Source organism: Amycolatopsis sp. lyj-23 (genome assembly GCF_046549135.1).
Taxonomy (GTDB): Bacteria; Actinomycetota; Actinomycetes; order Mycobacteriales; family Pseudonocardiaceae; genus Amycolatopsis.
The window spans coordinates 414,265-435,558 of sequence record NZ_JAJPWN010000007.1 but is presented as its reverse complement, the minus strand read 5'-3'; the positions used below and the strand labels follow the sequence as shown (position 1 = coordinate 435,558).

Sequence of the window (21,294 nt, the reverse complement as noted above, 5' to 3'; positions counted from 1 at the left end):
TCCCGGAATGTGGTTTCTGTCGGTGGTGCTGGCTAGTGTCCTGCTGTCCGAATTCGACGACAGGAGTGTGGGACGTGGGCTGGACCCGGAACATCCGAGTGGCCGCGCTGGTGGCGGTGGCCGCGCTGGGCTTGACGGCGTGCGGAGGCGGGGACGAAAAACCCGCCGCGCCGGGCAAGGGCGGGGCGCCGATCGTCGTCGCGTCCTTCAACTTCACCGACAGCCAGATCCTGGCGGAGATCTACGCGCAGGCGCTGGAAGCCAAGGGTTATCCGGTGACGCGGAAGCTGAACCTGGGCTCGCGGGAGCTGATCTACCCCTCGCTGAAGTCCGGTGAGCTGCAGTTCATCCCGGAGTACCAGGGCTCGGCGATCGCCGCCGGGTTCGGCAAGGAACCGGTGAAGGACGCCAAGGGCGAGCACGAGCAGCTGGCGAAGCTGCTGGAGCCCAACGGCGTGGCGCTGCTGAACTACGCGCCCGCCGAGGACAAGAACACCTACATCGTGAAGGCGGACCTCGCGAAGTCGAAGGGCCTCGCGAAGATCAGCGACTTGAAGAAGCTCGACAAGGTGGTCCTGGCGGGCGGCCCGGAGTGCGAGAAGCGGCTGACGTGTTTCAAGGGCTTGACGGACGTGTACAAGCTGACGAACGCGAGCTTCCAGACGGTACAAGAGCTCGGCCCGCGCGTGCAGCAGCTCGATTCCGGCGCGGTCACGCTGATCCCGGTCGACTCGGTGAGCCCGCTGGCGGGTGACGCGAAGTACACGGCGCTCGAGGACGACCTGGCGATGGTCCCGACGGAGAACGTGGTCCCGGCGGTGAACAAGAAGGTCCTGGACGAGCGAGGCCCGGACTTCAAGGCGGCGGTCGACGCGGTGAGCGCCAAGCTGACGACGGAAGGAATGCGCGGCCTGAACAAGCGAGTGGACACGGACGGCGAGACGGCGGCGGACGTGGCGAAGGATTGGCTGTCGCAGCAAGGCTTGCGGTGAGGAGGTAGTGGGCTGGAGGTCTCATCTGGAGGGTCCCATGGGGTGGTCCGTCCGGTATGGACACCGCCTTTGGCAGGCGGCCGTCGTGGCAGGGGTCGGGTTGAGACCGTTGGCCGGTGGCGGCGCGGCGGCCCTCCGGCGGGGGACGCGGTTGTCGGCGAGGTAAGGGTGGAGGTAGCTGCTGTGTGGCGGCCCGCCTTCGAGCCCGCTCCCGGCCCGCGAGCCCTGCCGTCGGCGGCAGCTTAAGCGCCTCCCGTGGCACCCCGCGCCCATCGGGCGAGGCGGCTGTGCGGCAAGGCAAAGCCTCAGCTGAAGCCGTGACCGGCCTCAGCCCAACGGCCCACCAACGGCGCAACCAGAGCGAGTCAGTCGGTGGTCAGTAAGGGAAGGAGTGCTTCCGGGCGGTCCAGCGGGATGATGTGACCGCAGTCCTCGATGAGGTGCGTGGTGAGTTCGTCCGTCACCGGCCGCAGTTGCTGGGCGAGGGCATTGCCCACCGGCTGGGCGCCGATCGCCACCGTCGGCACGGTCAACCGGCCGGTTGCGGCCGCCGTCGCAATCTGGGCCGCGCTTTCCGGCATCGCCCGGTAGTGGCCGAAGGCGCTCCGCAACGCTTCCGTCCCGGTGTACGCCTCGGTGAAGTGGTTGCGGATCGCGGGTGGCACGCCGCGGCCGCGCGTGCCGGCGTCGAGGAACCAGCCGATGTACTCCGCCTCGTGGCCGGTGAGGACAGTCTCAGGCAGACCGGGCACCGAGTGGAACCCGAACCACCACGGCGGCCGGAACTCCTCGGCGCCGGGCAGGCCGCCCAGCAGTGACTCCATCAGCACGAGCCGGCGGACCCGCTCCGGCCGCCGCATCGCGAGCAGCAAGGCCGGTGGGGCGCCCGCGTCGATGCCCACGACCGTCGCCGCCGGTTCGGCCAGTGCGTCGAGGAGCGCTTCGGCGTCGGCCGCCAGGGTGCCGGCGTCGTAGCCGTCTTCCGTGCGGCTGGTCGCTCCGAGACCGCGCAGGTCCGGGGCGATGACCCGGTGCCGCCGGGCCAGGTGCGGGACCACCGCCGTCCACAGGCGCCACGTGTGCGGGAAGCCGTGCAGCAGCAGGAAAGCCGGCCCTTGCCCGGTGATCGCCACGTTGATCTCGATGCCGTTCGCCGTGACCCGCTGCTCGTGCACACTGCCTCCTCCGTGACGGTTACCATTGGTTACCGGCTGAGGTTAGGTAACCGAGGCGACCCGGCCAAGACGGCACTTTCCCGACAGGTGGTGAGCTCCAGGTGACCCCCTCCCCGAAGGGCGCGCGCGGCGACCTCTTCGACCCCGCCTGCCCGACCCGGCTGCTGCTGGACCGGATCGGCACGAAGTGGACGTCGATGGCGGTCAAGGTGCTGGCCGAAGCGGGCCCGGACGAGGTGCGGTTCGCCGAACTGCAGCGCCGGATGCCCGGCATCTCGCAGAAGATGCTGTCGGTGACCCTGCAGAGCCTCGCCCGCGACGGCCTGGTCGAGCGCCGCGTGGAGCCGACGGTGCCGCCGCGGGTGCACTACCGCCTCACCGGCCTCGGCCACTCCCTCGAGGTCCCGCTCGCCGCGCTGCGCACCTGGGCGGAGGAGCACATGGCCGCGATCGACCGGGCGAACGCGGCCGCCGATGAGGCGGCACCCACCCGGCGGTAGGACGCGTGGGCCGGCGTCCGGACGCCGGCCCACGCGAGCCGGTCAGGAGATCTTGAACGAGCTGGCGCGGTCGCTCATCGACCCGAGGTTGGCGGACTCGTCCAGCCACCCGGTCGCCGTGCCGGTCGCGTTGGTCCCGTCGAACAACTTGATGTCGCAGTGGTTGTAGGTGCGCACCGAGCTGATCTGGTCGGACGCGGCGCCGAGGTTGGCCCCGCCTTCGTTGTCCGTCGTCCCCGACGTGCAGCCGACGTGGTAGGCCGGGTTGAAGACCACCACCTGCGAGCCGGTGAAGTTGATGTCGAAGTACAGGATGCTGACCACGAGCCCGTCGCCCGGCGTGCCCTGCTGGCAGCCGAAGGTGTTGTCCCGGACCGCGCAGTACAGGGTCGAAGCCACGCTCTCCGGGTGCGCGGCGGTCAGGTCCGCCACCGTGACGGGCGTGGCGCTGCCGACCGCCTCGACCCGGACCTCGTGCGGCGCCGCCCCCGCCGGACCGGCGGCGGCCAGCAGCGTCGCGGCTCCGGCGGCAGTTCCGGCCGCCCACCGCTTCCAGGAAACGTTCATTTCGGGTTCCTCCCTCGTCGTGAGCCCGGGTTTCCGTGCTCTCGCGGTTCCGAGCGCAACCGCGTCGGGGGAACGCACCGGGAGCGGAACCGGTTGAGCGCCCGCGGCCGCGTTCACCCGAACGAGCTACCGGCGGCACCGGTTTCCCGCGTCGTGTCAGGTGGGGCGGACCGCGGCCGGCGGCCCGGGGACAACCAGCCGACCCGGCCCGGCTGAACCCCTCCACGCCGTACCGACCGGATGGTATGTTGCCCGCGTGATCGAAGCGGCGCGCCGGACCTGGCGAGTGATCGAGCCCTACCACGGAATGATCTACTTCGCCCCGGAAGCCGCGGCCGCCTACCGGCAGCTCGGCCTCACCGGGCGGGCCGGCTACTTCGCGTCGAGGTCCGCGGCGCTCGGTGCCGTTCCCGCCCCGGTCGTCGTCGCGACCTTCTACAACTTCAACCCGGTCCTCGTCCGGGAGTCGATCGCCGCCGCCTGGTCCGCCGCCGAGCCGGCCGCCGTCCTCGCCGCGCGGTACGCCGCGGTCGATCAGGCGCTGCGGGGCGCCCTCGGCGACGCGATCGGCTCGGCGGAGATGCGCCGGGCCGCCGCGGTCCTGCGGGAAGCCGCCGAATCGATCGACGGCGACGTCACCGGCCGCCCGCTGTTCGCCGCGCACGCGGCCCTGCCGTGGCCGAGCGAGCCGCACCTGGTGCTCTGGCACGCGCAGACGCTGCTGCGGGAGTACCGCGGCGACGCGCACGTCGCCGCCCTCCTGACCGCGGGCCTGAACGGGATCGAAGCCCTCGTCACCCACGCCGCCTCCGGGGCGGTTCCCGCCGAGACCCTGCGCACCTCCCGGTCGTGGTCCGAAGAGGACTGGCGCCGGGCCGTCGACGACCTCCGTGAGCGGGACTGGCTCACCGGCGACCCGGACCTGGCCTTCACGCCCGCGGGCGCGGCCCGCCGCGCGGAACTCGAGCGGGCGACCGACGAGAACAGCACCGCGCCCTACGCCCACATCGGCGAGTCCGCCTGCGCCGAGGTGCAGGAACTCGTCCGGCCCTTCAGCCGGGCCCTGGCCGAGAAGTTCATGCCCTGGGTCCTCGCCCGGCAGTAGCCGCCCGGGACCGGACCAGGGTGTCTCCCTGGGGCGAACGGGACCCGCCGAGGGCCACTGTGAATGTCGGGCGGCGAACCCGCCGCCCGGCACACAGAGGAGTTGCCCGTCATGGACATGAAGCTCGAAGTCGTGGTCCTGCCCGTCACCGACGTCGACCGGACCAAGCACTTCTACAAGACCCTCGGCTGGCGCGAAGACGCCGACATCGTGTTCGGGACCTCGCGCGTGGTCCAGCTGACCCCGCCGGGGTCGGCCGCGTCGGTCCACTTCGGCACCGGCATCACCGACGCCGCCCCCGGGTCGGTGCGCGGCACCTACCTGGTCGTCGACGACATCGAAGCCGCCCGCAAGGAGCTGGCCGGGTACGGCGTCGCCGTCAGCGAGGTGTTCCACCGCGACGAAACCGGCGCCTTCGCCCCGGGCGTGCACCCCGGCCACGGCACCTACTCCTCGTTCGCGTCCTTCAGTGACCCCGACGGCAACACCTGGCTGCTCCAGGAGATCACCACCCGGTTCCCCGGACGCGTTTCCGGCGTGGCCTACGACTCCGCCGAGGAGCTGGAGCAGGCCCTGAAGCGGGCGGCCGCCGCGCACGGCGAGCACGAGAAGGAAACCGGGCGGTACGACGAGCAGTGGCCGGCCTGGTACGCCCGGTACATGACCGACCACCAGGACGCCTGAACCCCGTTCGCACCAACCAGGAGACGAGCATGTCCACGATCCACCTGCGGCAGCTGACCACCGCGTCACCCGAGCAGTTCCTCGCCGGGCTGACCGACTTCGGCCCCGAACGCGCGAAGCTGTTCGGCCGCAGCGCCGGCGAGTACCTGCGCGTGCACGACCAGGGGCCCGGCCACGCCGACGTCACCGAAGGGTCGGGCGGCATCTGGGAGCGCCTGAGCTACGACTGGTCCGACCCGGCCCGGGTCGTCATGAAGACCACCGACTCGAACACGTGGGGCGGCGCGTCGGGGCACACGTACACGTTCACCCGGCTGGCGGACGGGCGCACGCAGGTCGACGCCGTCGTCGTCCGGGAGGGCAAGAACCTCAAGGGACGGCTGCTCGGGGGCCTGCTGGGGCTGCTGGGCCGCCGGGTCCTCGGCGGGGAGCTGGCGAAGACCGCGAAGGCCATCGAGGCGCGGAACGCGGCGGCCCGCGACGACGTCTGACCGGCCGGAACGGCGCTGCGCTACTGTTCGACCGCCCGGCACCTTCGTCCCGCCGTCGCCGGCCGGCCGCAGGAGGTGCGCATGCCGGGGCGTGGACCGGCGCTGATCGGACGCGACAGCGAGTGCGCCGCGCTCGACCGGCTGCTCGCCGACGCCCGGGCGGAGCGCGGCCGGGTGCTGGTCCTGCGCGGCGAGGCCGGGATCGGCAAGACCGCGCTGCTGGAGTACGTGCACGCGCAGGCGCGGGAATTCCGCGTCGCGCGCGCCGCCGGCGTCGAATCCGAGCAGGTGATGGCCTACGCCGGGCTGCACCAGCTGTGCGCGCCGTTCCTCGACCGGCTCGACCGGCTCCCCGAACCCCAGCGCGAAGCGCTCGGCACGGCGTTCGGGCTCAGCTCCGGCCCCCGGCCGACCCGTTTCCTGGTCGGGCTGGCGGTGCTGACGCTGCTCGCCGACGTGGCCGAGGAACAGCCGCTGCTCTGCCTGGTCGACGACGTGCAGTGGCTCGACCGGATGTCGGAGGTGGTCCTGGCCTTCGTCGCGCGCCGGCTGCTGGCCGAGCGGATCGTGGTCGTCTTCGCGCTGCGGGAAACCGGTCGCGAGTTCGACCTGGCCGGCTTGCCGGAGCTCCCGGTCGGCGGGCTGGGGGAGGCCGAGTCGGCCGCGCTGCTGGCGTCGGTGCTCAAGGGACCGGTGGACGGCCGCGTGCGCGACCGGATCCTCGCCGAAACCCACGGCAACCCGCTGGCGCTGCTGGAACTGCCCCGCGCGTGGACGCCCGCCGAGCCCGCCGTCGGCTTCGGGCCGCCGGGGGCGATGGCGCTGGCCGGACGCATCGAAGACTGCTTCGTCAAGCAACTGCAGCCGCTGCCGGCCGACACCCGGCGGCTCCTGCTCATCGCCGCCGCGGAACCCCTCGGGGACGCCACCCTGCTCTGGGCCGCGGCCGGCGAGCTCGGCCTCGGTGCCGACCCCGCGGCCGCCGCCGAGGCGACCGGGCTGATCGAGTTCGGCCGCCGGATCCGGTTCCGCCACCCGCTGGTGCGCTCGGCCGTCTACCGGTCGGCGCCGGCCCGGGACCGGCAGGACGTGCACCGGGCGCTCGCGGCCGTGACCGACCCGGACCGCGACCCCGACCGCCGGGCCTGGCACCGCGCCCAGGCGACCGTCTCCCCGGACGAGGACGTCGCCGCCGACCTCGAACGCTCCGCCGGACGCGCCCGGGCCCGCGGTGGCCTGGTCGCCGCGGCCGCGTTCTTCGAACAGGCGGCCCTGCTGACGCCCGAGCCGGCCCGGCGCGCGGACCGCGAACTCGCCGCGGCCGCGGTCAAACGCGACGCCGGCGCGCTCGAAGAGGCGCTCGGCCTCCTCGACTCGGCGTCGGCCGGCCCGCCCGACGCCGGCCGGGCCGCCGAAATCGAGCGCCTGCGCGGGCAGATCGCGTTCGACCGGCGGCGCGGCGGCGACGCGGCCCGGCTCCTGCTGGGTGCGGCGCAGCGGCTCGCCCCGCTCGACGCGAACCGGGCGCGGGAGACGTACCTGGAAGCGCTGGCGGCGGCCCTCTGGGCCGGTCCGGAGCCGAGCGATCTCGTCGCGGCGGCCGAGGCCACCCGCGCCGCGCCCCCGGCACCCGCGCCGCCCCGCGCCGTCGACCTCGTCCTGGACGCACTGGCCACCCGGTTCACCGACGGCCACCGGGCCGCGGCGCCGCTGCTGGCCCGGGCGCTGGCGGCGGTCCGCGACCTCGACGTCGGGACCGAGGACACCGGGCGGGTGCTCTGGCTGCTGGGCAACCGGGCCGGCGGCATGGTCGCCACCGAAGCCGCGGACTTCGCGGCGGCGCGGGCGTTCGCCGAGCGGCAGGTCCGGCTCGCCCGCGACGCCGGCGCGCTCGTGCAGCTCCAGTTCGCGCTCAACTTCCTCGCCGTCAACGAGCTGCTCGCGGGCGAGCTCACCGCGGCGGCGGCGTCGATCGAAGAGGACCGCGTGATCGCCGGCGTGACGGGCAACGCGCCGGTCGGCTACGCCGCGATGCTGCTCGAGGCGTTCCGCGGCCGGGAAGCCCAGGCGCTGGAACTGTTCGAGGAGACCGCGCGCCAGGCGTCGGCGCGCGGCCAGCTCCGGCTGGTGACCTTCGCCGACTACGGACGGGCGGTCCTGTACAACGGCCTCGGCCGCCACGACGCCGCGCTGGCGGCCGCCCGCCGCGTGTTCGACCTCGACGTCGTCGGGTTCCAGGGCCTCGTCACCGCCGAACTGGCCGAGGCGGCGTCCCGGACCGGCGACGAAATTCGGCTCCGGGCAGCGGCCGAGCGGTCGGCGGAGCGAGCCGAGGCGGCCGGGACCGCGGAGGCGAGGGGCTTGGACGCCCGCGTGCGCGCCTTGGGCGGCGCTGACGCCGAAGACCGCTACCGCGAGTCGATCGCCTGCCTCGAGGCGACGACGCTGCGCGTCGACCTCGCCCGCACCCACCTGCTGTACGGCGAATGGCTGCGCCGGGAGGGCCGCCGCGTGGACGCCCGCGCGCAGCTGCACACCGCCCACGAGCAGCTGTCGGCGATGGGCTTGGCGGCGTTCGCCGAGCGCGCCCGGCGCGAGCTGCAGGCCACCGGCGAGACGGCGCGCAAACGCACGGCCGAGCCGACCGGCGAGCTCACCGCCCAGGAGTTCCAGATCGCCCGCCTGGCCGCGGAGGGCTACTCCAACCCCGAGATCGGCACCCGGCTGTTCCTCAGCCCGCGCACGGTGGAATGGCACCTGCGCAAGATCTTCACGAAGCTCGGGATCAGCTCACGCCGCCAGCTGCGTGACGCTGCTTTCGCTGGTGCTTGAGGCGTTCGAGTACGCCGCCGGGCAAACCTGCCGCCGCGGGACTTTCCGGTTGCATCACAGGCGGCCTTCGGCGGCCGGGGACGGGCCTAGCATGGCGCGATGGGGACTGGGGAGCACGCGTTCGGCAGACCGGTTCGACGCCGGCCGCCGCCTCCACCGCCCTCGCGGCCGGCCGGGCCCGCGGTCGCCGAGCGCGACAGCGGACTGCCTGCCGGACGTCCGGACCCGCGGGTGGCCGTGCCGGGACGGCGGCGGCTGCGGGCCGGCGGACGCCGTTGGACGTTCGCGCTGCTGGCCGCCGCGGCCCTGATCGGCGGGTGCTTCGCGGTGCAGCACGAGCTGGACCGGGCCGCCGACCTGTTGCTGCGCACGGGCGTGCACAGCGACGGCACGGTTCTCGCGGTCCGGCGCAAGTCGAAGGCCGGGGAGTTCATCGAGGTCGGTTACGCGTTCGGCGGCGCGCAGAAGCGGGTCTGGATCGTCAAAACCTCCGAACGCGGGTACGCGGTCGGCGACCACGTCGTCGTCACGACCGACCCGGCCCGGCCGGCCCGGGTCCGCACCGCCGACGGACCCAACGAGGACCGGGCCACGAACAGCGCCGCTGTCGTGATGCTCATCGCCGGCGTGGTTCTGTTCCCGGTGGCGGTGTTCCGCCGGATCCGCTGGTCCCGCCGCCTGGCCGCCGCCCGCCGCACGGGCTGGTACCCGGCCGAGGTGACCATCACCCCGCACCGGCGCCTGACCGCCGCCGACCACCACCCGCCGGACCTGCGGATCAGCTACCGCGACGGACCAACGATCAACGCCCGCGGCGCGCACGCCTACGGCGTCGCCGAGCTGGCGGACCGGCCGCGCCGGACGGTCTGGGTCGCGGGGACCGGGGAGAACCTGGCGGTGCTGTTTCCGGCCGGGGCCAAGAGAAAGCGGCCGTATCTGGTTCCCGCCAGGGTCGTGACCGACCACTGAGAGCGGCTGACTCGTCCGGGGACTTGGTCGTCGGTCGCCACCGACGTCGTGACATGGCGTCTTCGCTTGAATCCGGGTCGAGTGGAAGCACCGCTAACGGCGCCTGGTCCCGGAGTGTTCCGCCGGGACCTCGAGGGGCCGGACCTCGAGGACGGTGACGGTGTGGTTCCGCCGGTCGGCGACCGCCACCTTCACCAAAGCCTCGAACGGGCGCCGCGTGGAAACACCGGCTCGGTGGAGTGCCTTGCTGCGCAACGATTCCGCGGCAGCGGCGGTGCCGTGGCCCCAGCAGCCGCTGAGGATCATCACCTCGGTGCCGTCGCCGGCCAGCGGGTTCGGCGCCCGCACCACCACCCCGTAGTCGGCGGTGAGGTGTCCGTCGTCGTCGTATTCGGGGCGGTACTCCCGGCCGGTGGTTCGGTCGACCAGCAGCACCACGTGGTCACGCCAATAGGGGAAGGCGAAGGTCGGCGCGGGCCGGATCCGCTGGATCATGGTGGCCGTCACCGGGTTGGCGTCCGGGCCGCCGATCAGCACCAGGTCTCGGCGCAGGTCCGCGCCGGCCATGTCCTCGGCGGACCGAACCGTCAGGCCGAAACCGAACGACCGCAGCTGCTCCTCGATCGAGGCCAGCGCTTCGGCGTCACCCAGTCCGATCAGGCCCGACCGCTCCCACGCGTCCAGCCACCCCCGGCTTTGCGCGCCGACGACGATCGTCACGCCACGGTCACCGGGGTGCTTCCAGAACTTCCGCGCCCGCAGCAACCGCGCCCGCCGCCGGGTGCGGCCGGTCGTCCACACGGCGACGCCGCCGATCGCCGCCGCGATCAGGTTGACCGCGATGTCCGGGCCCGACCGCCCCAGCCACCCGATCAGGTCACGCAATGACTGCCACATGCCCAGGGAAGTCGGATGAGTGGCGGTCCGCGTAACAAGCCGGCGCCGCTGCGGGACGAGCAAAGCCACCTCGTCTCGGGCCCCCGGCCGAGCCTCAGGCTTCCGCCGAAGCCCGGTCGCCGTTGTTCGTCGTCGGGAGCAGGTGGAAGCCCGCGCGGTCCGGGCGGATGTGGGAGCCGCCCGCGGACGGGTCCGGGACGCGGTCGCCCGCGGCCTTGATCGCCGCTTCGTCCAGTGCTATCCCCAATCCCGGGGTGTCGGCCAGGATGTACGCGCCGTCGGCTATCTCGTGGGCCACCGAAACGCCCACCGGGGGGTGGAGGTCCTGCAGTTCCGTCACCAGGTGGTTCGGCACCGCCGTCGCCGCGTGGACCAGGCCCACCGGGGTCGTGCCGATCGGGCTCACCGGCAGGTCGTGCGCGTGCGCCAGGGCCGCCACCCGCAGGAAGTGGGTGACGCCCCAGCCCGCCGCCGTCTGGACGACGTCGACCGCGCCCGCCGTGATCAGCGGGCGGTGCTGCTCCAGCCCGGTCAGGTTCTCGCCGGTGGCGATCGAGGCGCGGACGCCGTGGCCGACCGCCGCGTGGCCGGCCACGTCCCAGCGCCGGACCGGTTCCTCGATCCAGGTCAGGTCGAAGGTCCGCTCGAGCTCGCCGACGTGCCGGACGGCCTGCTTGCGCGTCCAGTTCTCGTTGACGTCCAGCATCAGGCCCGGGCGGCGACCGGCGCCCGCCTCGACGAGGACGTCGCGGACCAGGCCGAGGCGGTGGTGGTCGCGGTCGATGTCCAGCCCGCCCTTGAGCTTCGCCGCGCGCAGCCCGTGGCCGGCGTAGGTCCGGTACAGCCGGGCCAGCTCGTCGTCGTCCAGTGCGATGTCGAGACCCGACGCGTACGCGGGCACCCGGCGGTCGCGGCCGCCGAGCAGCCGCCACAGCGGTTCGCCCGCCAGCTGCGCCTTGATGTCCCACAACGCCGTGTCGAAGGCGCCGATGGTGCCGAACACCGCACCGGCGTGCCCCGCCTTGAACGTCCGCCGCAGCATCCGGTCGTAGAGGGCGATCACGCCGCGCGGGTCTTCGCCCTCGATCGCGGCGAAGACCGTCTCCGCCAGCACGTGCGAACCCAGCCCGACGCCGGTGACGCCTTCGTCGGTTTCGACGACGACGATCGGGGTCCGGACGACACCGCCGGCGTGGACGCCGTTCGCGTCGCCGATCGGGCGGCCCCAGTCCTGGACGGTCGTGAGGGCCCGGAAACCAGTGATGCGCATTTCATCCCTTCGTGGACCCGGCGGTGACCCCGTCGGCGATCTGGCGTTGCAGGAACAGGTAGACGAGCAAGACCGGCACCGCGGCGATCAGCACCCCGGCGGCGAACGTCGGGATGTCGGCGGAGTACTGCCCGCGCAGCGCGGTGACGCCGACCATGAGCGTGCGGTGGTCCGCGGATGGCATCATCACCAGCGCGATCAGCACGTCGTTCCAGCAGAACAGCGCGTTGAGCACGCCGACCGACAGCAGCGCCGGCGCACCCAGCGGGAGCATGATCCGCCAGTAGACGCCGTAGACGGTGCTGCCGTCGACGCGGGCGGCGTCGACGATCTCCGCCGGCACGGCCGCGTAGTAGCTGGTCATCAGGAAGACCGTGAACGGCAGGAACTGCGCCACGTAGGCGAGCACCAGCCCCGGGTAGGTGTCGATGAGCCCGCTGCCGGCCATGATCCGCGCGAGCGGCACCATGATCACCTGGAACGGCACGAACAGCGCGGCGAGGATGCCCAGGAACACCGCCGACGACCCCCGGAAGCGCAGCCGGCCGAGCGCGAAGCCCGCCATGGACCCGAGCAGCAGGAGCACCGCCACCGAGCACGCCACGACGACCACCGAGTTCAGGAAGTACCGGGACATGCCCACGCTCGACCACGCGCGTGCGAGGTTGTCCCAGCGCAGCGAACCGGCGGGGGAGAACCGGTCGAGGGTGTACTCCCGCCGGTCCTTCATCGCGACGTTCGTGGTGAACACCAGCGGGTAGACCGTCGCCAGTGCCAGCGCCGCCATCGGGATCGCGGCCAGCCGCTTCGTGAGCCGGGCACCCGCCATCAGTCCTCCCTCCCCGCGCGCCGCAGGATGCCGATCTGGGCCAGGCCGACCACGAGCATGATGAGGAACAGCACGGTCGACGCCGCGGAGGCGAGCGCGGGCTGGTTCAGCTGGCCCTGCTGGATCCAGACGTAGTACTCGGGCAGGTAGGTCGACCCGGCCGGGCCGCCGCTGGTCATCACGTAGAGCAGGCCGAACATCGACGTCAGCATGCCGATCATGGTCGTGACGAAGACGAATTGGATGGTGCGGGACAGGCCGGGGACGATGACGTGCCGGATGGTCTGCGGCAGCGAAGCACCGTCCACTTTGGCCGCGTCGAGCAACGACGAGTCCAAAGTGGAGAATCCGGCGAGGAAGACGACGAGCGCCATCCCGAACGTCGCCCAGACGTGCACGCCGACGACGGCGAAGATCGCGACACCGGGGTCGCCCAGCCAGTCCACCGGGCCGAGCCCGGCGTAACCGAGCAGGGCGTTGACCGGCCCGTCGAAGGCCAGCAGCAGGTTGAAGATCGCCCCGACGATCACCGGGGAGAGCACCGCCGGGAAGAAGTACACGCCGCGGTAGAGCCGGTGGCCCGGCACCTTCAGGTGGATGAAGGTGGCGAGCAGGCCGGGGATGGCGACGGCGACCGGGAGCAGGAGCACGAGCAGCCCGACGTTGCGCAGCGCGGTGCGGAACAGCGGGTCGCCGAACAGCGTGGCGTAGTTGTCGAAGCCGACGGCCGTGCCGTTGCGGTCGCCGTCCCCGGTGAAGGAGAAGTTGACGCCGAGCAGCAGCGGCCACAGCCGAAGCAGGAGGACGACCAGCACGGCCGGGGCGACGAGGACGAGCGGCGCGAAGCGGTCGAGCCGCGTGCCGCGGTGGGCGCGCCGGGGCGGCGCGGGTGCCCCGGCGGGCCGGGCCGGGGCCCGGTCCACCGGGGCCGGGGAGTATCCGGTCACGTCGTCAGCCCTTGTCCGACGCGGCCAGCTGCTGCAGCGCGTCGTCGACGCCGACCGACCCGCTCAGCAGCTGCTGCGACAGCCGTCCCATGAGGTCGAGGGTCTTCGACGAGAGGGCGACGTGCAACGCCGGCTTGCCGCTCTTGACCTCGGAGACGATCGTGGCCACGGCCGGTCCGCCCGCCGAGACGTCGATCGAGGTGTCCGCGGCGATCGCGCCGCTGTCGGCGTAGAAGGACTTCAACGCCTCCGTCGAGCTCAGCGACCGGACCAGGTCCGCGGCCAGTTTGGGGTCCTTCGTCCCCTTCGCGACCGCGTAGCCGATGCCGCCGTCGTACGGCAGGCTCGGCGTGGCGGCCGGGTTGACCTGCGGCGCGGTCATCACGCCGACCTTGTCCGCGCCCAGGAACTCGGCGAAGTCCTTCCAGTGCCCGACGTCGGACATCAGCCCGATGACGTTGGCGGCCTTGCCGGACTGGAAGAGCGCGAACTCGTCGTTGAACATCGCGGTGGAGTTGGGGCCGTCGGTGTTCAGTCCGGTGTCGTTGGCCTGCTTCCACAGTTCGAAGATCCGCTTGACGTCGGGCGAGGTCCAGTTCCGCTTGCCGGCGATCCAGTCGTCGTACTCCTGCGGCGTCAGGCTCGCCGAACCCAGTGCCGACAGGAAGAACTGGATCCCGTCGCCCTCCTTGTTGCCCAGCGCCAGGCACTTCGCGCCGGTCTTGGCGGCGATGGTGCCGCAGGCGCCGACGAACTCGGCCCAGGTCCGCGGCGGGGCCGCCGGGTTCAGCCCGGCCTTCTCGTAGAGCGCCTTGTCGAAGTAGAACGGGTGGCCCTGCAGGGTGACCGGCTCGGCGTAGACCTTGCCGTCCTTGGCGAACGCGTCCCAGCCGCTGAGCCGCGACCGGTCGTCGGCGACGTAGGGGTCGAGGGGGACGAGGTCGGCGACGCGGTCGCGGAGCTGCCCGCCGCCGTTGAAGAGCATCACGTCCGGCCCGCGCTTGGCTTGGACCGCCGCGCCCAGCAGGGTGTAGTACTGGTCGAAGGGCTGGGCCACGAACTCCACCGTGACGCCGGGGTGCTGCTTGGCGAACTCGGCCTTGGCCTTCGCCACGTACCCGGCGGCCTTGGCGTCACCGGACTTCCAGTCCCAGACCACGAGCTTCCTGCTCGCGTCGCCGGTCGGGGCGGCCGGCCCGGCGGCGCTGCCGCATCCCGCGGTCAACGCCAACGCCGCGACGAGGGCGGCCGAGAATAGTGTGCGCTGCTTCATCGCTGCTCACTTCTCCAGACGGTGGCCGGGCGGGGAGTGGCCCGGCGAGTGGGCAGAAACGTAACTCGTATGACGTATGACGTCAACGGCGGCGCTGTGTAAGCTGCTCCTGCGTCCGACGCAGGTCGACGCAGTGCGACCGGAGGAACGATGACGGCATCAGACCGGCAGCCCACGGCCCCCGACTGGGTGCGCCGGCCCGCGAACCTGGCGAGCGCGGTCACCGCCGAACTCGTGGACCGCGTGGTTCGCGGGGTCCACCCGCCCGGGACGTCGCTGCCCGCCGAACCGGTGCTGTGCGAGCGCTTCGCGGTGAGCCGGACCGTGGTCCGCGAAGCGGTGAAGCTGCTGCAGGCGAAGGGCCTGGTCCAGGTCCGCCAAGGCGCGGGCACGGTGGTGAACCCGGCGTCGATGTGGAACATGCTGGACGAGCTCGTGCTGGCCGCGGTGATCGCCGAGGACGAGACGTCGGCCGTCCTCGACGACCTGGTGGTCACGCGGCGGCTGCTCGAATCGGACATGGCGCAGGTCGCCGCGCGGACCGCCGGCCCCGAGGTCGTCGCCCGGCTGGGCGAGCTGGTGGACCTCATGGACGAGCTCGTCGACGATCCCGACGCCTACCGCGAGCAGGACCTCGCCTTCCACGACACGATCATGCAGGTTTCGGGCAACCGCCTGGCCCGCGGTGTGGTGCGTGCGCTGGAGAGCCAGGTCGTCAACACCGCCCGGTACGTCGGCCCGGGGGAGCGCGCCCTGTGCGTGGCCTCCAACCAGGGCCACCGCCGGGTCTACGAACGGATCGCGGCCGGGGACGCCGACGGCGCCGGGAAGGCGATGTTCGACCACATCACCGAGGCGTGGCTCGCCCGCCGCCCCGCCTCCGCCGGCGACGCCGGCCGCCTCGAGCGTTGACCGGAAGGAACCCCATGGCCCAGCGCTACGGCATGCTGATCCGCTTGCGCCCGGAGCGGCGCGAGGAGTACCTGCGGCTGCACGCCGCGGTGTGGCCCGCGGTCGAGGAGACGCTGAGGAAAGCGAACATCCGCAACTTCACCATCTTCCTGCACGACGACCTGCTGTTCGGGTACTACGAGTACGTCGGCGAGGACCACGACGCCGATCAGGCGCGCATCGCCGCGGATCCCGAGACGCAGCGGTGGTGGAAGCTGACGGACCCCTGCCAGGAGTCCCTTTCCGCGCGTGAAGGGGGCTCCTGGTGGACGCCCATGGCGGAGGTCTGGCACCTCTCGCCGGGCCCGGTGATCACCCCTCCGTAGCTGCACCGTCCACTTGGGACGTTCGGCGCCGTTCCGGGCGGCGGCTCACCGCAGTTCGTCGAGCAGCCTACGGGCCGCCGCCTTTGCACCGTCGGTGCGCATCCGCGGCCCCAGCGCCTTCGCCCGCGCCCGGGTTCCGGGCGCCAGCGCCGTGTCGAACGCCGCGGTCACGGAGTCCGGCGTGGCCGTCGGGCCGTCGAGGGCCGCGCCGATCCGGTGGGCGGCCACCTGACCGGCCCAGTACGGGTTGTCCGCCAAGCGGATGGGGACCACCAGCTGCGGGACGCCCGCCCGGGCGGCCGTCTGCGTCGTGCCGGCGCCGCCGTGGTGGACCACCGCGGCCAGCTCGCCGAACAGGCGCTGGTGGTTGACCTCGCCGACGGCGAAGCAGCCGTCCACGGCCAGCTCGGCCCAGCCGCGGGAGACGAGCACCCGGTGGCCTCGCGCGCGAGCGACCTCGACGGACCAGCGGGCGATGTCCGGGGCCGGGGTGATGCTGCCGAAGCCCACGTAGACCGGCGGCGGCCCGGCCGCCAGGAACGCCGTCAGCTCGGCCGGCAGCGGCCGGTCGTCGGGCAGGGTCCACCCGCCGGTCCGGACCACTTCCAGACCGGGGGGAGGCGGGCCCAGCACCGGGTCCGCCGCCAGCCACGGCCGGTCCGAGTAGACGTGGTCGCGCACGTTGTCCACCGGCGGCAGGCCGAGTGCGTCCCGGTGCGCGTTGAGCGGCTCGCGGAACTGCGCGTTCACCTGCCGGGCGTCGAATTTCCACAGCGCCGCGTTGTCCGCTCCCGACGGCTCCGGCCAGCCCGGCCGCGGAGGCGGCGCGTGGTGCGGCGACGGCAGGTTGACCGCCGCATAGGTCGCGTAGAAATAGCGGACGCCCGCGGCTTCGGCCACCGAGCGCGCGGCGACCTGGGCCAGCCCGGCCGCCACCAGTGCGTCGCAGCCGGCGGCCGCCGCGGGGAGGACGTCGAACTGCGTCTCGAGCAGCTCGGCCCGGTACTTCGTCAGTTCCGCCGCCGTCGGCGGGGCCGTCGCGCGCATCAGCGCCCGGACCGGCGGCCCGGCCGCCACCGCCTCGATCCCGAGACCGTCCAGCCGGTGCGCGAACTCCTCGTCCGGCGGGGTGCACATCCGCACGTCCGCGCCGAGGGCCCGGAGCTCGACGGCCAGTGCCACCAGCGGTTCGACGTCCCCGCGCGTCCCGTACGTGGTCAGCAGCACCCGCATCCGGGTCACCGCGAGGAGCCGGCGTAGAAGCCGACCGGCATCGTGACTTCGGCGCTCGACGCCCCGCACTCCAGCATCCACAGCGCCGCCGCCGGGCCCAGCTCCCGGCCCAGCGCCCCGAGCGCGGCCGGGTCCGGCGCCACCGCGCGCGCCTGCTCCACGCCGCGGGCGAACGCCGCCGGGTCCCAGCCGCCCGCGTCGCCGTCGCCGAGGGACCGCGCGCCGGCGGTCATGGTCGTGACGGGCAGCGGGCCGGGCACGCCGAGCAGGCCGTGGGTGCGCTCGCCGACCAGGACGCCCATCCAGTGCGAGCTCTCCGGTGTCGGCCGGGGGCCGGTCCACCGGGGCCGCCCGTCCGTGTCCGGGAGCTTCGCCGGCGCGCCGGACACCGCCCAGCGGCCCGCCCAGTCCACGGCCAGCCCGGGCGCGCTGCGGGTCGCGGGGTTGTGGAACCGGGCCATGTCCCAGCGGTTGCCGACCGCGACCGCGGCCAGGTCGCGGTGCGGCCAGACCCGGGCTTCCCACCAGAAGCCCCACGGGAACGCCGCCGTGTGCCCCCACCACCAGTCCTCGCCCAGCGCCGGATCGGCGAGCTCCAACGTGAGGCCGGAAAACGACCGGACGCCGTGCGGGCTCGGCCGTTCCACGCGCGGGGCGGCCATGGCGGCGAGCGAATCCGGGCCGACCAGGCCGCGGTCGCCGCGGGCGGTGCGCAGCAGGGACTGCAGCAGCCGCGCGAAGTCCGCGGCGCTGGTGTGCATCCCGACACCCGGGTACGCGGACGTCCGCAGCGGCGGGCTCGGCACGCACCAGTCACCGAAGGCCAGGTACCCGGTCGCGCCGCCGGCCGGGGCGCGCGTGCCGTCGTCGATGCCGGTGGCCGCCATCCCGGCCGGCGCGAACACCTCCCGCTGGACGCGGGCGCCGTACGGTTCGCCGGTCAGGTGCTCGACGACCCCGCCGAGCACCCCGACCCCGAAGCTCGAGTACGAATAGGATCCGGGCGCCGAGACCAGCGGCAGCACCCCGCCGTACTCGACGGCCCGGCCGGCCTCGTGCCGGCGCCGGACGTAGTCGAGGATCGGCTCGGCCGGCGCGGTGGGCGCGACGGCGGTGACGATGTCGCTGTAGTAGCCGGCCTGGTGGGCGGCCAGCATCGCGGTGGTGGCGGGTGGTGCGCCGGCACCGCGCAGTCCCGCGGGCAGGACCTGGTCGACCGGCGTGTCCAGCCCGGCCATCCCGGCCTCGACGAGCTGCAGGAACGCCAGGCCGGTGACGGGTTTGGTGAGCGAGCCCGCCGGCGCGGCCGTCTCGGCGGTCATCGGCGTGCGCGCGGCCAGGTCCGCGAACCCGGTCGCGGCGGTCCGCAGGTCGTCGCTCGTGGCCACCGCGACGGCGACGCCGGGCGTGCCGGTCACCGCGGCCAGCCGGGGCAGGACGGTGTCCAGCGCCGTCATCACGTCGTCGAGCATGCTCATCCCTCGGTGGTGTTGTAGTTGACGATCCGGGCCACCATCAGGGCGCGGGCCCCGGCCAGCGGGCTGTCCGCGTCCCGCCGCGCCACGTCCGGCAGCCGGTGGGCGTGCTCCGCGGTGACCGCCACGATGCCCCAGAGCGCGTTGAAGCCCGTGGGGTCTTCCGGTTTCTCCGCGGCGGCCTCGACGGTGACGACGCCGTGGCCGCCGGCCACCGTCAGCGCGCCCATCTGCCGCAGCACGCCGGGATCCCGCTCTTCGGCGGCGACCACGCTCCAGCCCGTCACATCCGCCTGCCGCAGGGCCGACAGCAGGCTGTCCACGCCGCTGACGACGATGTCGGGCAGCACCAGCGCCACCGGTCCCGCCGTCAGCGGCAGGGCGCACCGGATCGCCCCGTCGAGCCCCGGCTCGGCCACGTCGTCCTGGTAGACGAAGACCAGCTGGAACGTCCCGGCGTAGCGCGCCAGGTACTTCACCGTGTCGAGCTTGTGCGGCCCGAACACGACGACCACGCGCACGCACAGGCCGCTCTTCACCAGCTCGACCACGGCCTCCAGGCTGCGGTCCAGCACGGTGACCCCGGGAGCCAGGCAGTGCAGCTCCTTCGCGTAGGGCGCGCCGAACCGCGTCCCGAACCCGGCGCAGGGCAGGATGACCGAGACGTCGGGGGTGGGTGCGGTCACCGCAGCCGCACCTCGAGCGCGACGCGGTGGCGGGCCCGCGGCAGCGGCACCCACGCCGGCTCGCCCACCGGCTGCACCGCCGGGAACCGCTCGAACAAGCTCCGCAGCGCGACTTCCGCCTCCACCTTCGCCAGTGCGACGCCGAGGCAGAAGTGCGGCCCCCAGCCGAAGCCGACGCTGCCCTCGCGGCCGCCGTGCTCGGCCTGCCAGCGGACGTCCGCCGCGTGGGGGTGGGCGAACTGCGCCGGGTCGCGGTTGGCCGCGCCGAGGACCGCCTGCACCGCGTCGCCGGCGCGGATCCGCACGCCGCCGACCTCGAGATCCGTTGCGGCGTAACGCAACCGCGCCAGCTGGACCGGGCCGTCGGTGCGCACCAGCTCGCGCACCGCCGCCGGCCACAGCTCCGGTTCCGCGCGCAACAGCTCCCGCTGCGCCGGGTCGCGCATCAGCGCGAGCGCCGCGTTGGACAGCATGTGCGCCATCGTTTCGTGCCCGGCGAGCACCAGGAACACCACGAGGGCCACGGCGTCGACGTCGGTCAGGTCGTCCTGGGCGACGACCTCGCTGAGCAGGTCGTCCCGCGGTTCGGCGCGGCGGCGGTCCACCAGCGCGTGGCAGTAGGCGAACATCTCGCCCAGCGTCGGGGTGATCCGCGCCGGGTCGCCGTCGACCAGCACCTTGCCCCAGCGCCACCAGTCCGCCCAATCGGCTTCGGGCACGCCGACCAGTTCGCACACCACCGCCATGGCCAGCGGGTAGGCGTATTCGTCGAGCAGGTTCGCCGTCGCGCCGAGGCCGTCGAGCAGCTCGTCGACGATCTGCTGCACCCGCGGGCGCAGGGTGGCGACGCGGGCCGCCCCGAAGGCGTGGCTGATGCTGCGGCGCAGCCGCGTGTGCTCGGCGCCGTCGAGGCTCAGCAGGCTGGCCCGCAGGTACGGCAGGTGCTCCGGCGGCGTGCCCAGCGCGAGGAACGTCTCCTCCTGCGTCCGCGCGCCCTGCCCCGGCAGGCCGGTGGGATCGTTGCGCACGGCCGGATCGGACAGCACCGCGCGGACCTCGGCGCTGCCGGTGACCAGCCAGCCTTCTTCGCCGCCGGGCAGCCGGGCCCGGCAGACCGGTGCTGCGGCGAGGACGCGGTCGTAACCGCCCATCGGGTCGTCGAGGACGGCCGGGTCACGGACGTCCACCACGGGTTCGGACGACATGGCGCTCCTGTCAGCCTTTGAGCGGGCCGCCGTTGATGGCGACGCGGTGGCCGAAGCGGGTGTGCGGGTAGTAGTCGTAGGTCGCGTGGTGCTGGACGCAGCGGTTGTCCCAGAACACCAGCGTGTCCGGCTCCCACCGCACGCGGCAGGCGAGCATCGGCCGGTTCGGCACGACCGAGAACAGCAGGTCGAGCACGGCCTGGCTCTCGTCGGCCGACAGCTGCGGGATGCGCGAGGTGTAGGCCGGGTTGACGTACAGCAGCGGCCGGTCGGTTTCCGGGTGCCGCACGACGACCGGGTGCTCGCTGACCGGCGGTTCGTACCCCTCCGGGATCTTGTGGCCGCGGAAGGCGTGGGCGCCGTCGTGGATCGCGGTGAGCCCGGTGAGGAACTCCTTCAGCTTGGGCGAAAGCATGTCGTACGCGAGGTGCATGTTCGCGAAGAGCGTGTCGCCGCCGCTGCCGGGCGCCGGCATCTCCGTGATGTGCAGCATCGAGCCGAGCGACGGCTCCTCGTCGGCGGTGCCGTCGGCGTGCCAGCCGTTGCCGAACACCGTGGCCGCCTCCGGCGCGGTCGCGACCTCGAGGATGTAGGGGTTCCCGTGCTCGGGCGGCGGGTTCACCGGCCGCAGCTCGCCGAAGCTCGCGGCCAGGCGCTGGTGGTCGTCCGGTGTGATGTCCTGGTCGCGGAAGACCAGCACGTGGTGGTCCAGGAAGGCCGTCTTGAGCTCGGTGAGCTGCTCGTCGGTCAGTTCCCGCGTCAGGTCGAGGCCGGTGACCTCGGCGCCGATCACCGGCGTCAGGCCCCGCACGGCCAAGGTGCGGTAGTCGCGCGCCGGCCGCGTGGTGATCCGCTTGACGGCGTCGAGTTCGTACTGCTCCATGGTT

The 21,294-nt window shown here is 73.3% G+C and carries 21 protein-coding genes; 9 read left to right on the top strand and 12 right to left on the bottom strand.

The features are described 5' to 3' along the window. Positions 1–74 precede the first annotated feature (74 nt). Positions 75–992: an ABC transporter substrate-binding protein gene (locus ACLJPY_RS20000; RefSeq protein ID WP_410590450.1), complete on the top strand. Its 918-nt coding sequence runs from the start codon at positions 75–77 to the stop codon at positions 990–992. Positions 993–1,357: 365 nt separating this feature from the next. Here the strand turns inward: ACLJPY_RS20000 and ACLJPY_RS19995 are convergent, their stop codons facing one another. Beyond that, a complete protein-coding gene (locus ACLJPY_RS19995; protein ID WP_410590449.1) occupies positions 1,358–2,167 on the bottom strand; it encodes an alpha/beta fold hydrolase in 810 nt (269 codons plus the stop codon). Between the two features lie 101 nt (positions 2,168–2,268). Between ACLJPY_RS19995 and ACLJPY_RS19990 the strand changes: the two genes are divergently transcribed. Next, positions 2,269–2,667 (top strand): winged helix-turn-helix transcriptional regulator, encoded by a 399-nt coding sequence (locus ACLJPY_RS19990; protein WP_410590447.1) that lies wholly within the window; start codon positions 2,269–2,271, stop codon positions 2,665–2,667. Positions 2,668–2,709: 42 nt separating this feature from the next. On the opposite strand, the gene ACLJPY_RS19985 is transcribed toward ACLJPY_RS19990, so the two are convergent. Further along, positions 2,710–3,234 (bottom strand): hypothetical protein, encoded by a 525-nt coding sequence (locus tag ACLJPY_RS19985; protein WP_410590445.1) that lies wholly within the window; start codon positions 3,232–3,234, stop codon positions 2,710–2,712. 256 nt (positions 3,235–3,490) lie between these two features. Between ACLJPY_RS19985 and ACLJPY_RS19980 the strand changes: the two genes are divergently transcribed. The 5 genes from ACLJPY_RS19980 to ACLJPY_RS19960 all read left to right on the top strand — a co-directional run bounded on the left by ACLJPY_RS19980 (position 3,491) and on the right by ACLJPY_RS19960 (position 9,315). After that, positions 3,491–4,339 (top strand): SCO6745 family protein, encoded by an 849-nt coding sequence (locus ACLJPY_RS19980; protein WP_410590443.1) that lies wholly within the window; start codon positions 3,491–3,493, stop codon positions 4,337–4,339. Between the two features lie 111 nt (positions 4,340–4,450). Continuing rightward, positions 4,451–5,023 (top strand): VOC family protein, encoded by a 573-nt coding sequence (locus tag ACLJPY_RS19975; protein WP_410590442.1) that lies wholly within the window; start codon positions 4,451–4,453, stop codon positions 5,021–5,023. Positions 5,024–5,052: 29 nt separating this feature from the next. Then, positions 5,053–5,514, top strand: coding sequence for a hypothetical protein (locus ACLJPY_RS19970; protein ID WP_410590440.1), 462 nt, complete (start codon positions 5,053–5,055; stop codon positions 5,512–5,514). Between the two features lie 81 nt (positions 5,515–5,595). Further along, on the top strand, positions 5,596–8,346 hold the full coding sequence (locus ACLJPY_RS19965; protein ID WP_410590438.1) for a helix-turn-helix transcriptional regulator: 2,751 nt from the start codon (positions 5,596–5,598) through the stop codon (positions 8,344–8,346). 99 nt (positions 8,347–8,445) lie between these two features. Next, positions 8,446–9,315, top strand: a complete 870-nt coding sequence (locus ACLJPY_RS19960; protein WP_410590436.1) for a DUF3592 domain-containing protein — start codon at positions 8,446–8,448, stop codon at positions 9,313–9,315. A 93-nt stretch (positions 9,316–9,408) separates the two neighbouring features. On the opposite strand, the gene ACLJPY_RS19955 is transcribed toward ACLJPY_RS19960, so the two are convergent. From ACLJPY_RS19955 to ACLJPY_RS19935, 5 genes are all read right to left on the bottom strand, one after another. Beyond that, positions 9,409–10,212 (bottom strand): hypothetical protein, encoded by an 804-nt coding sequence (locus ACLJPY_RS19955; RefSeq protein WP_410590435.1) that lies wholly within the window; start codon positions 10,210–10,212, stop codon positions 9,409–9,411. Positions 10,213–10,306: 94 nt separating this feature from the next. After that, positions 10,307–11,482, bottom strand: a complete 1,176-nt coding sequence (locus ACLJPY_RS19950) for a mandelate racemase/muconate lactonizing enzyme family protein (RefSeq protein ID WP_410590433.1) — start codon at positions 11,480–11,482, stop codon at positions 10,307–10,309. A gap of 1 nt (position 11,483) precedes the next feature. Further along, positions 11,484–12,311 carry a carbohydrate ABC transporter permease gene (locus ACLJPY_RS19945; RefSeq protein ID WP_410590431.1) on the bottom strand — a complete coding sequence of 276 codons (828 nt, stop codon included), beginning with the start codon at positions 12,309–12,311 and terminating at the stop codon, positions 11,484–11,486. After that, a complete protein-coding gene (locus ACLJPY_RS19940; RefSeq protein ID WP_410590430.1) occupies positions 12,311–13,258 on the bottom strand; it encodes a carbohydrate ABC transporter permease in 948 nt (315 codons plus the stop codon). Before ACLJPY_RS19940 ends, ACLJPY_RS19945 begins: the two co-directional genes overlap by 1 nt. Before the next feature lie 4 nt (positions 13,259–13,262). Further along, positions 13,263–14,531: an ABC transporter substrate-binding protein gene (locus tag ACLJPY_RS19935; RefSeq protein ID WP_410590428.1), complete on the bottom strand. Its 1,269-nt coding sequence runs from the start codon at positions 14,529–14,531 to the stop codon at positions 13,263–13,265. A 150-nt stretch (positions 14,532–14,681) separates the two neighbouring features. Here ACLJPY_RS19935 and ACLJPY_RS19930 point away from each other — a divergent pair, with 150 nt between their 5' ends. Both ACLJPY_RS19930 and ACLJPY_RS19925 read left to right on the top strand, forming a co-directional pair. After that, positions 14,682–15,443 (top strand): FadR/GntR family transcriptional regulator, encoded by a 762-nt coding sequence (locus tag ACLJPY_RS19930; RefSeq protein ID WP_410590427.1) that lies wholly within the window; start codon positions 14,682–14,684, stop codon positions 15,441–15,443. A gap of 14 nt (positions 15,444–15,457) precedes the next feature. Beyond that, positions 15,458–15,808, top strand: a complete 351-nt coding sequence (locus tag ACLJPY_RS19925) for an L-rhamnose mutarotase (RefSeq protein ID WP_410590426.1) — start codon at positions 15,458–15,460, stop codon at positions 15,806–15,808. 45 nt (positions 15,809–15,853) lie between these two features. Here the strand turns inward: ACLJPY_RS19925 and ACLJPY_RS19920 are convergent, their stop codons facing one another. Genes ACLJPY_RS19920 through ACLJPY_RS19900 form a run of 5 tightly spaced genes read right to left on the bottom strand, consistent with a single transcriptional unit; the run spans position 15,854 to position 21,290 of the window. Then, a complete protein-coding gene (locus ACLJPY_RS19920) occupies positions 15,854–17,041 on the bottom strand; it encodes a glycosyltransferase (RefSeq protein ID WP_410590424.1) in 1,188 nt (395 codons plus the stop codon). 5 nt (positions 17,042–17,046) lie between these two features. Then, complete coding sequence (locus tag ACLJPY_RS19915; protein WP_410590592.1) at positions 17,047–18,513, bottom strand: serine hydrolase domain-containing protein; 1,467 nt, start codon at positions 18,511–18,513, stop codon at positions 17,047–17,049. Between the two features lie 2 nt (positions 18,514–18,515). Further along, positions 18,516–19,202 carry a hypothetical protein gene (locus ACLJPY_RS19910; protein WP_410590423.1) on the bottom strand — a complete coding sequence of 229 codons (687 nt, stop codon included), beginning with the start codon at positions 19,200–19,202 and terminating at the stop codon, positions 18,516–18,518. Then, the gene (locus ACLJPY_RS19905; protein ID WP_410590421.1) at positions 19,199–20,407 is read right to left on the bottom strand and encodes a cytochrome P450 family protein; all 1,209 of its coding nucleotides are present in this window, start codon (positions 20,405–20,407) and stop codon (positions 19,199–19,201) included. Before ACLJPY_RS19905 ends, ACLJPY_RS19910 begins: the two co-directional genes overlap by 4 nt. A 10-nt stretch (positions 20,408–20,417) precedes the next feature. Next, complete coding sequence (locus tag ACLJPY_RS19900) at positions 20,418–21,290, bottom strand: TauD/TfdA dioxygenase family protein (RefSeq protein WP_410590419.1); 873 nt, start codon at positions 21,288–21,290, stop codon at positions 20,418–20,420. Positions 21,291–21,294: the final 4 nt, after the last annotated feature.

What these genes read in the sequence shown, in the direction of transcription:
- ACLJPY_RS19985 (WP_410590445.1), bottom strand. Translation starts at nt 3,234, where the DNA reads ATGAACGTTTCCTGGAAGCGGTGGGCGGCCGGAACTGCCGCCGGAGCC.
- ACLJPY_RS19975 (WP_410590442.1), top strand. Translation starts at nt 4,451, where the DNA reads ATGGACATGAAGCTCGAAGTCGTGGTCCTGCCCGTCACCGACGTCGAC.
- ACLJPY_RS19970 (WP_410590440.1), top strand. Translation starts at nt 5,053, where the DNA reads ATGTCCACGATCCACCTGCGGCAGCTGACCACCGCGTCACCCGAGCAG.
- ACLJPY_RS19965 (WP_410590438.1), top strand. Translation starts at nt 5,596, where the DNA reads ATGCCGGGGCGTGGACCGGCGCTGATCGGACGCGACAGCGAGTGCGCC.
- ACLJPY_RS19960 (WP_410590436.1), top strand. Translation starts at nt 8,446, where the DNA reads ATGGGGACTGGGGAGCACGCGTTCGGCAGACCGGTTCGACGCCGGCCG.
- ACLJPY_RS19955 (WP_410590435.1), bottom strand. Translation starts at nt 10,212, where the DNA reads ATGTGGCAGTCATTGCGTGACCTGATCGGGTGGCTGGGGCGGTCGGGC.
- ACLJPY_RS19950 (WP_410590433.1), bottom strand. Translation starts at nt 11,482, where the DNA reads ATGCGCATCACTGGTTTCCGGGCCCTCACGACCGTCCAGGACTGGGGC.
- ACLJPY_RS19945 (WP_410590431.1), bottom strand. Translation starts at nt 12,311, where the DNA reads ATGGCGGGTGCCCGGCTCACGAAGCGGCTGGCCGCGATCCCGATGGCG.
- ACLJPY_RS19935 (WP_410590428.1), bottom strand. Translation starts at nt 14,531, where the DNA reads ATGAAGCAGCGCACACTATTCTCGGCCGCCCTCGTCGCGGCGTTGGCG.
- ACLJPY_RS19930 (WP_410590427.1), top strand. Translation starts at nt 14,682, where the DNA reads ATGACGGCATCAGACCGGCAGCCCACGGCCCCCGACTGGGTGCGCCGG.
- ACLJPY_RS19925 (WP_410590426.1), top strand. Translation starts at nt 15,458, where the DNA reads ATGGCCCAGCGCTACGGCATGCTGATCCGCTTGCGCCCGGAGCGGCGC.
- ACLJPY_RS19920 (WP_410590424.1), bottom strand. Translation starts at nt 17,041, where the DNA reads ATGCGGGTGCTGCTGACCACGTACGGGACGCGCGGGGACGTCGAACCG.
- ACLJPY_RS19915 (WP_410590592.1), bottom strand. Translation starts at nt 18,513, where the DNA reads ATGCTCGACGACGTGATGACGGCGCTGGACACCGTCCTGCCCCGGCTG.
- ACLJPY_RS19905 (WP_410590421.1), bottom strand. Translation starts at nt 20,407, where the DNA reads ATGTCGTCCGAACCCGTGGTGGACGTCCGTGACCCGGCCGTCCTCGAC.
- ACLJPY_RS19900 (WP_410590419.1), bottom strand. Translation starts at nt 21,290, where the DNA reads ATGGAGCAGTACGAACTCGACGCCGTCAAGCGGATCACCACGCGGCCG.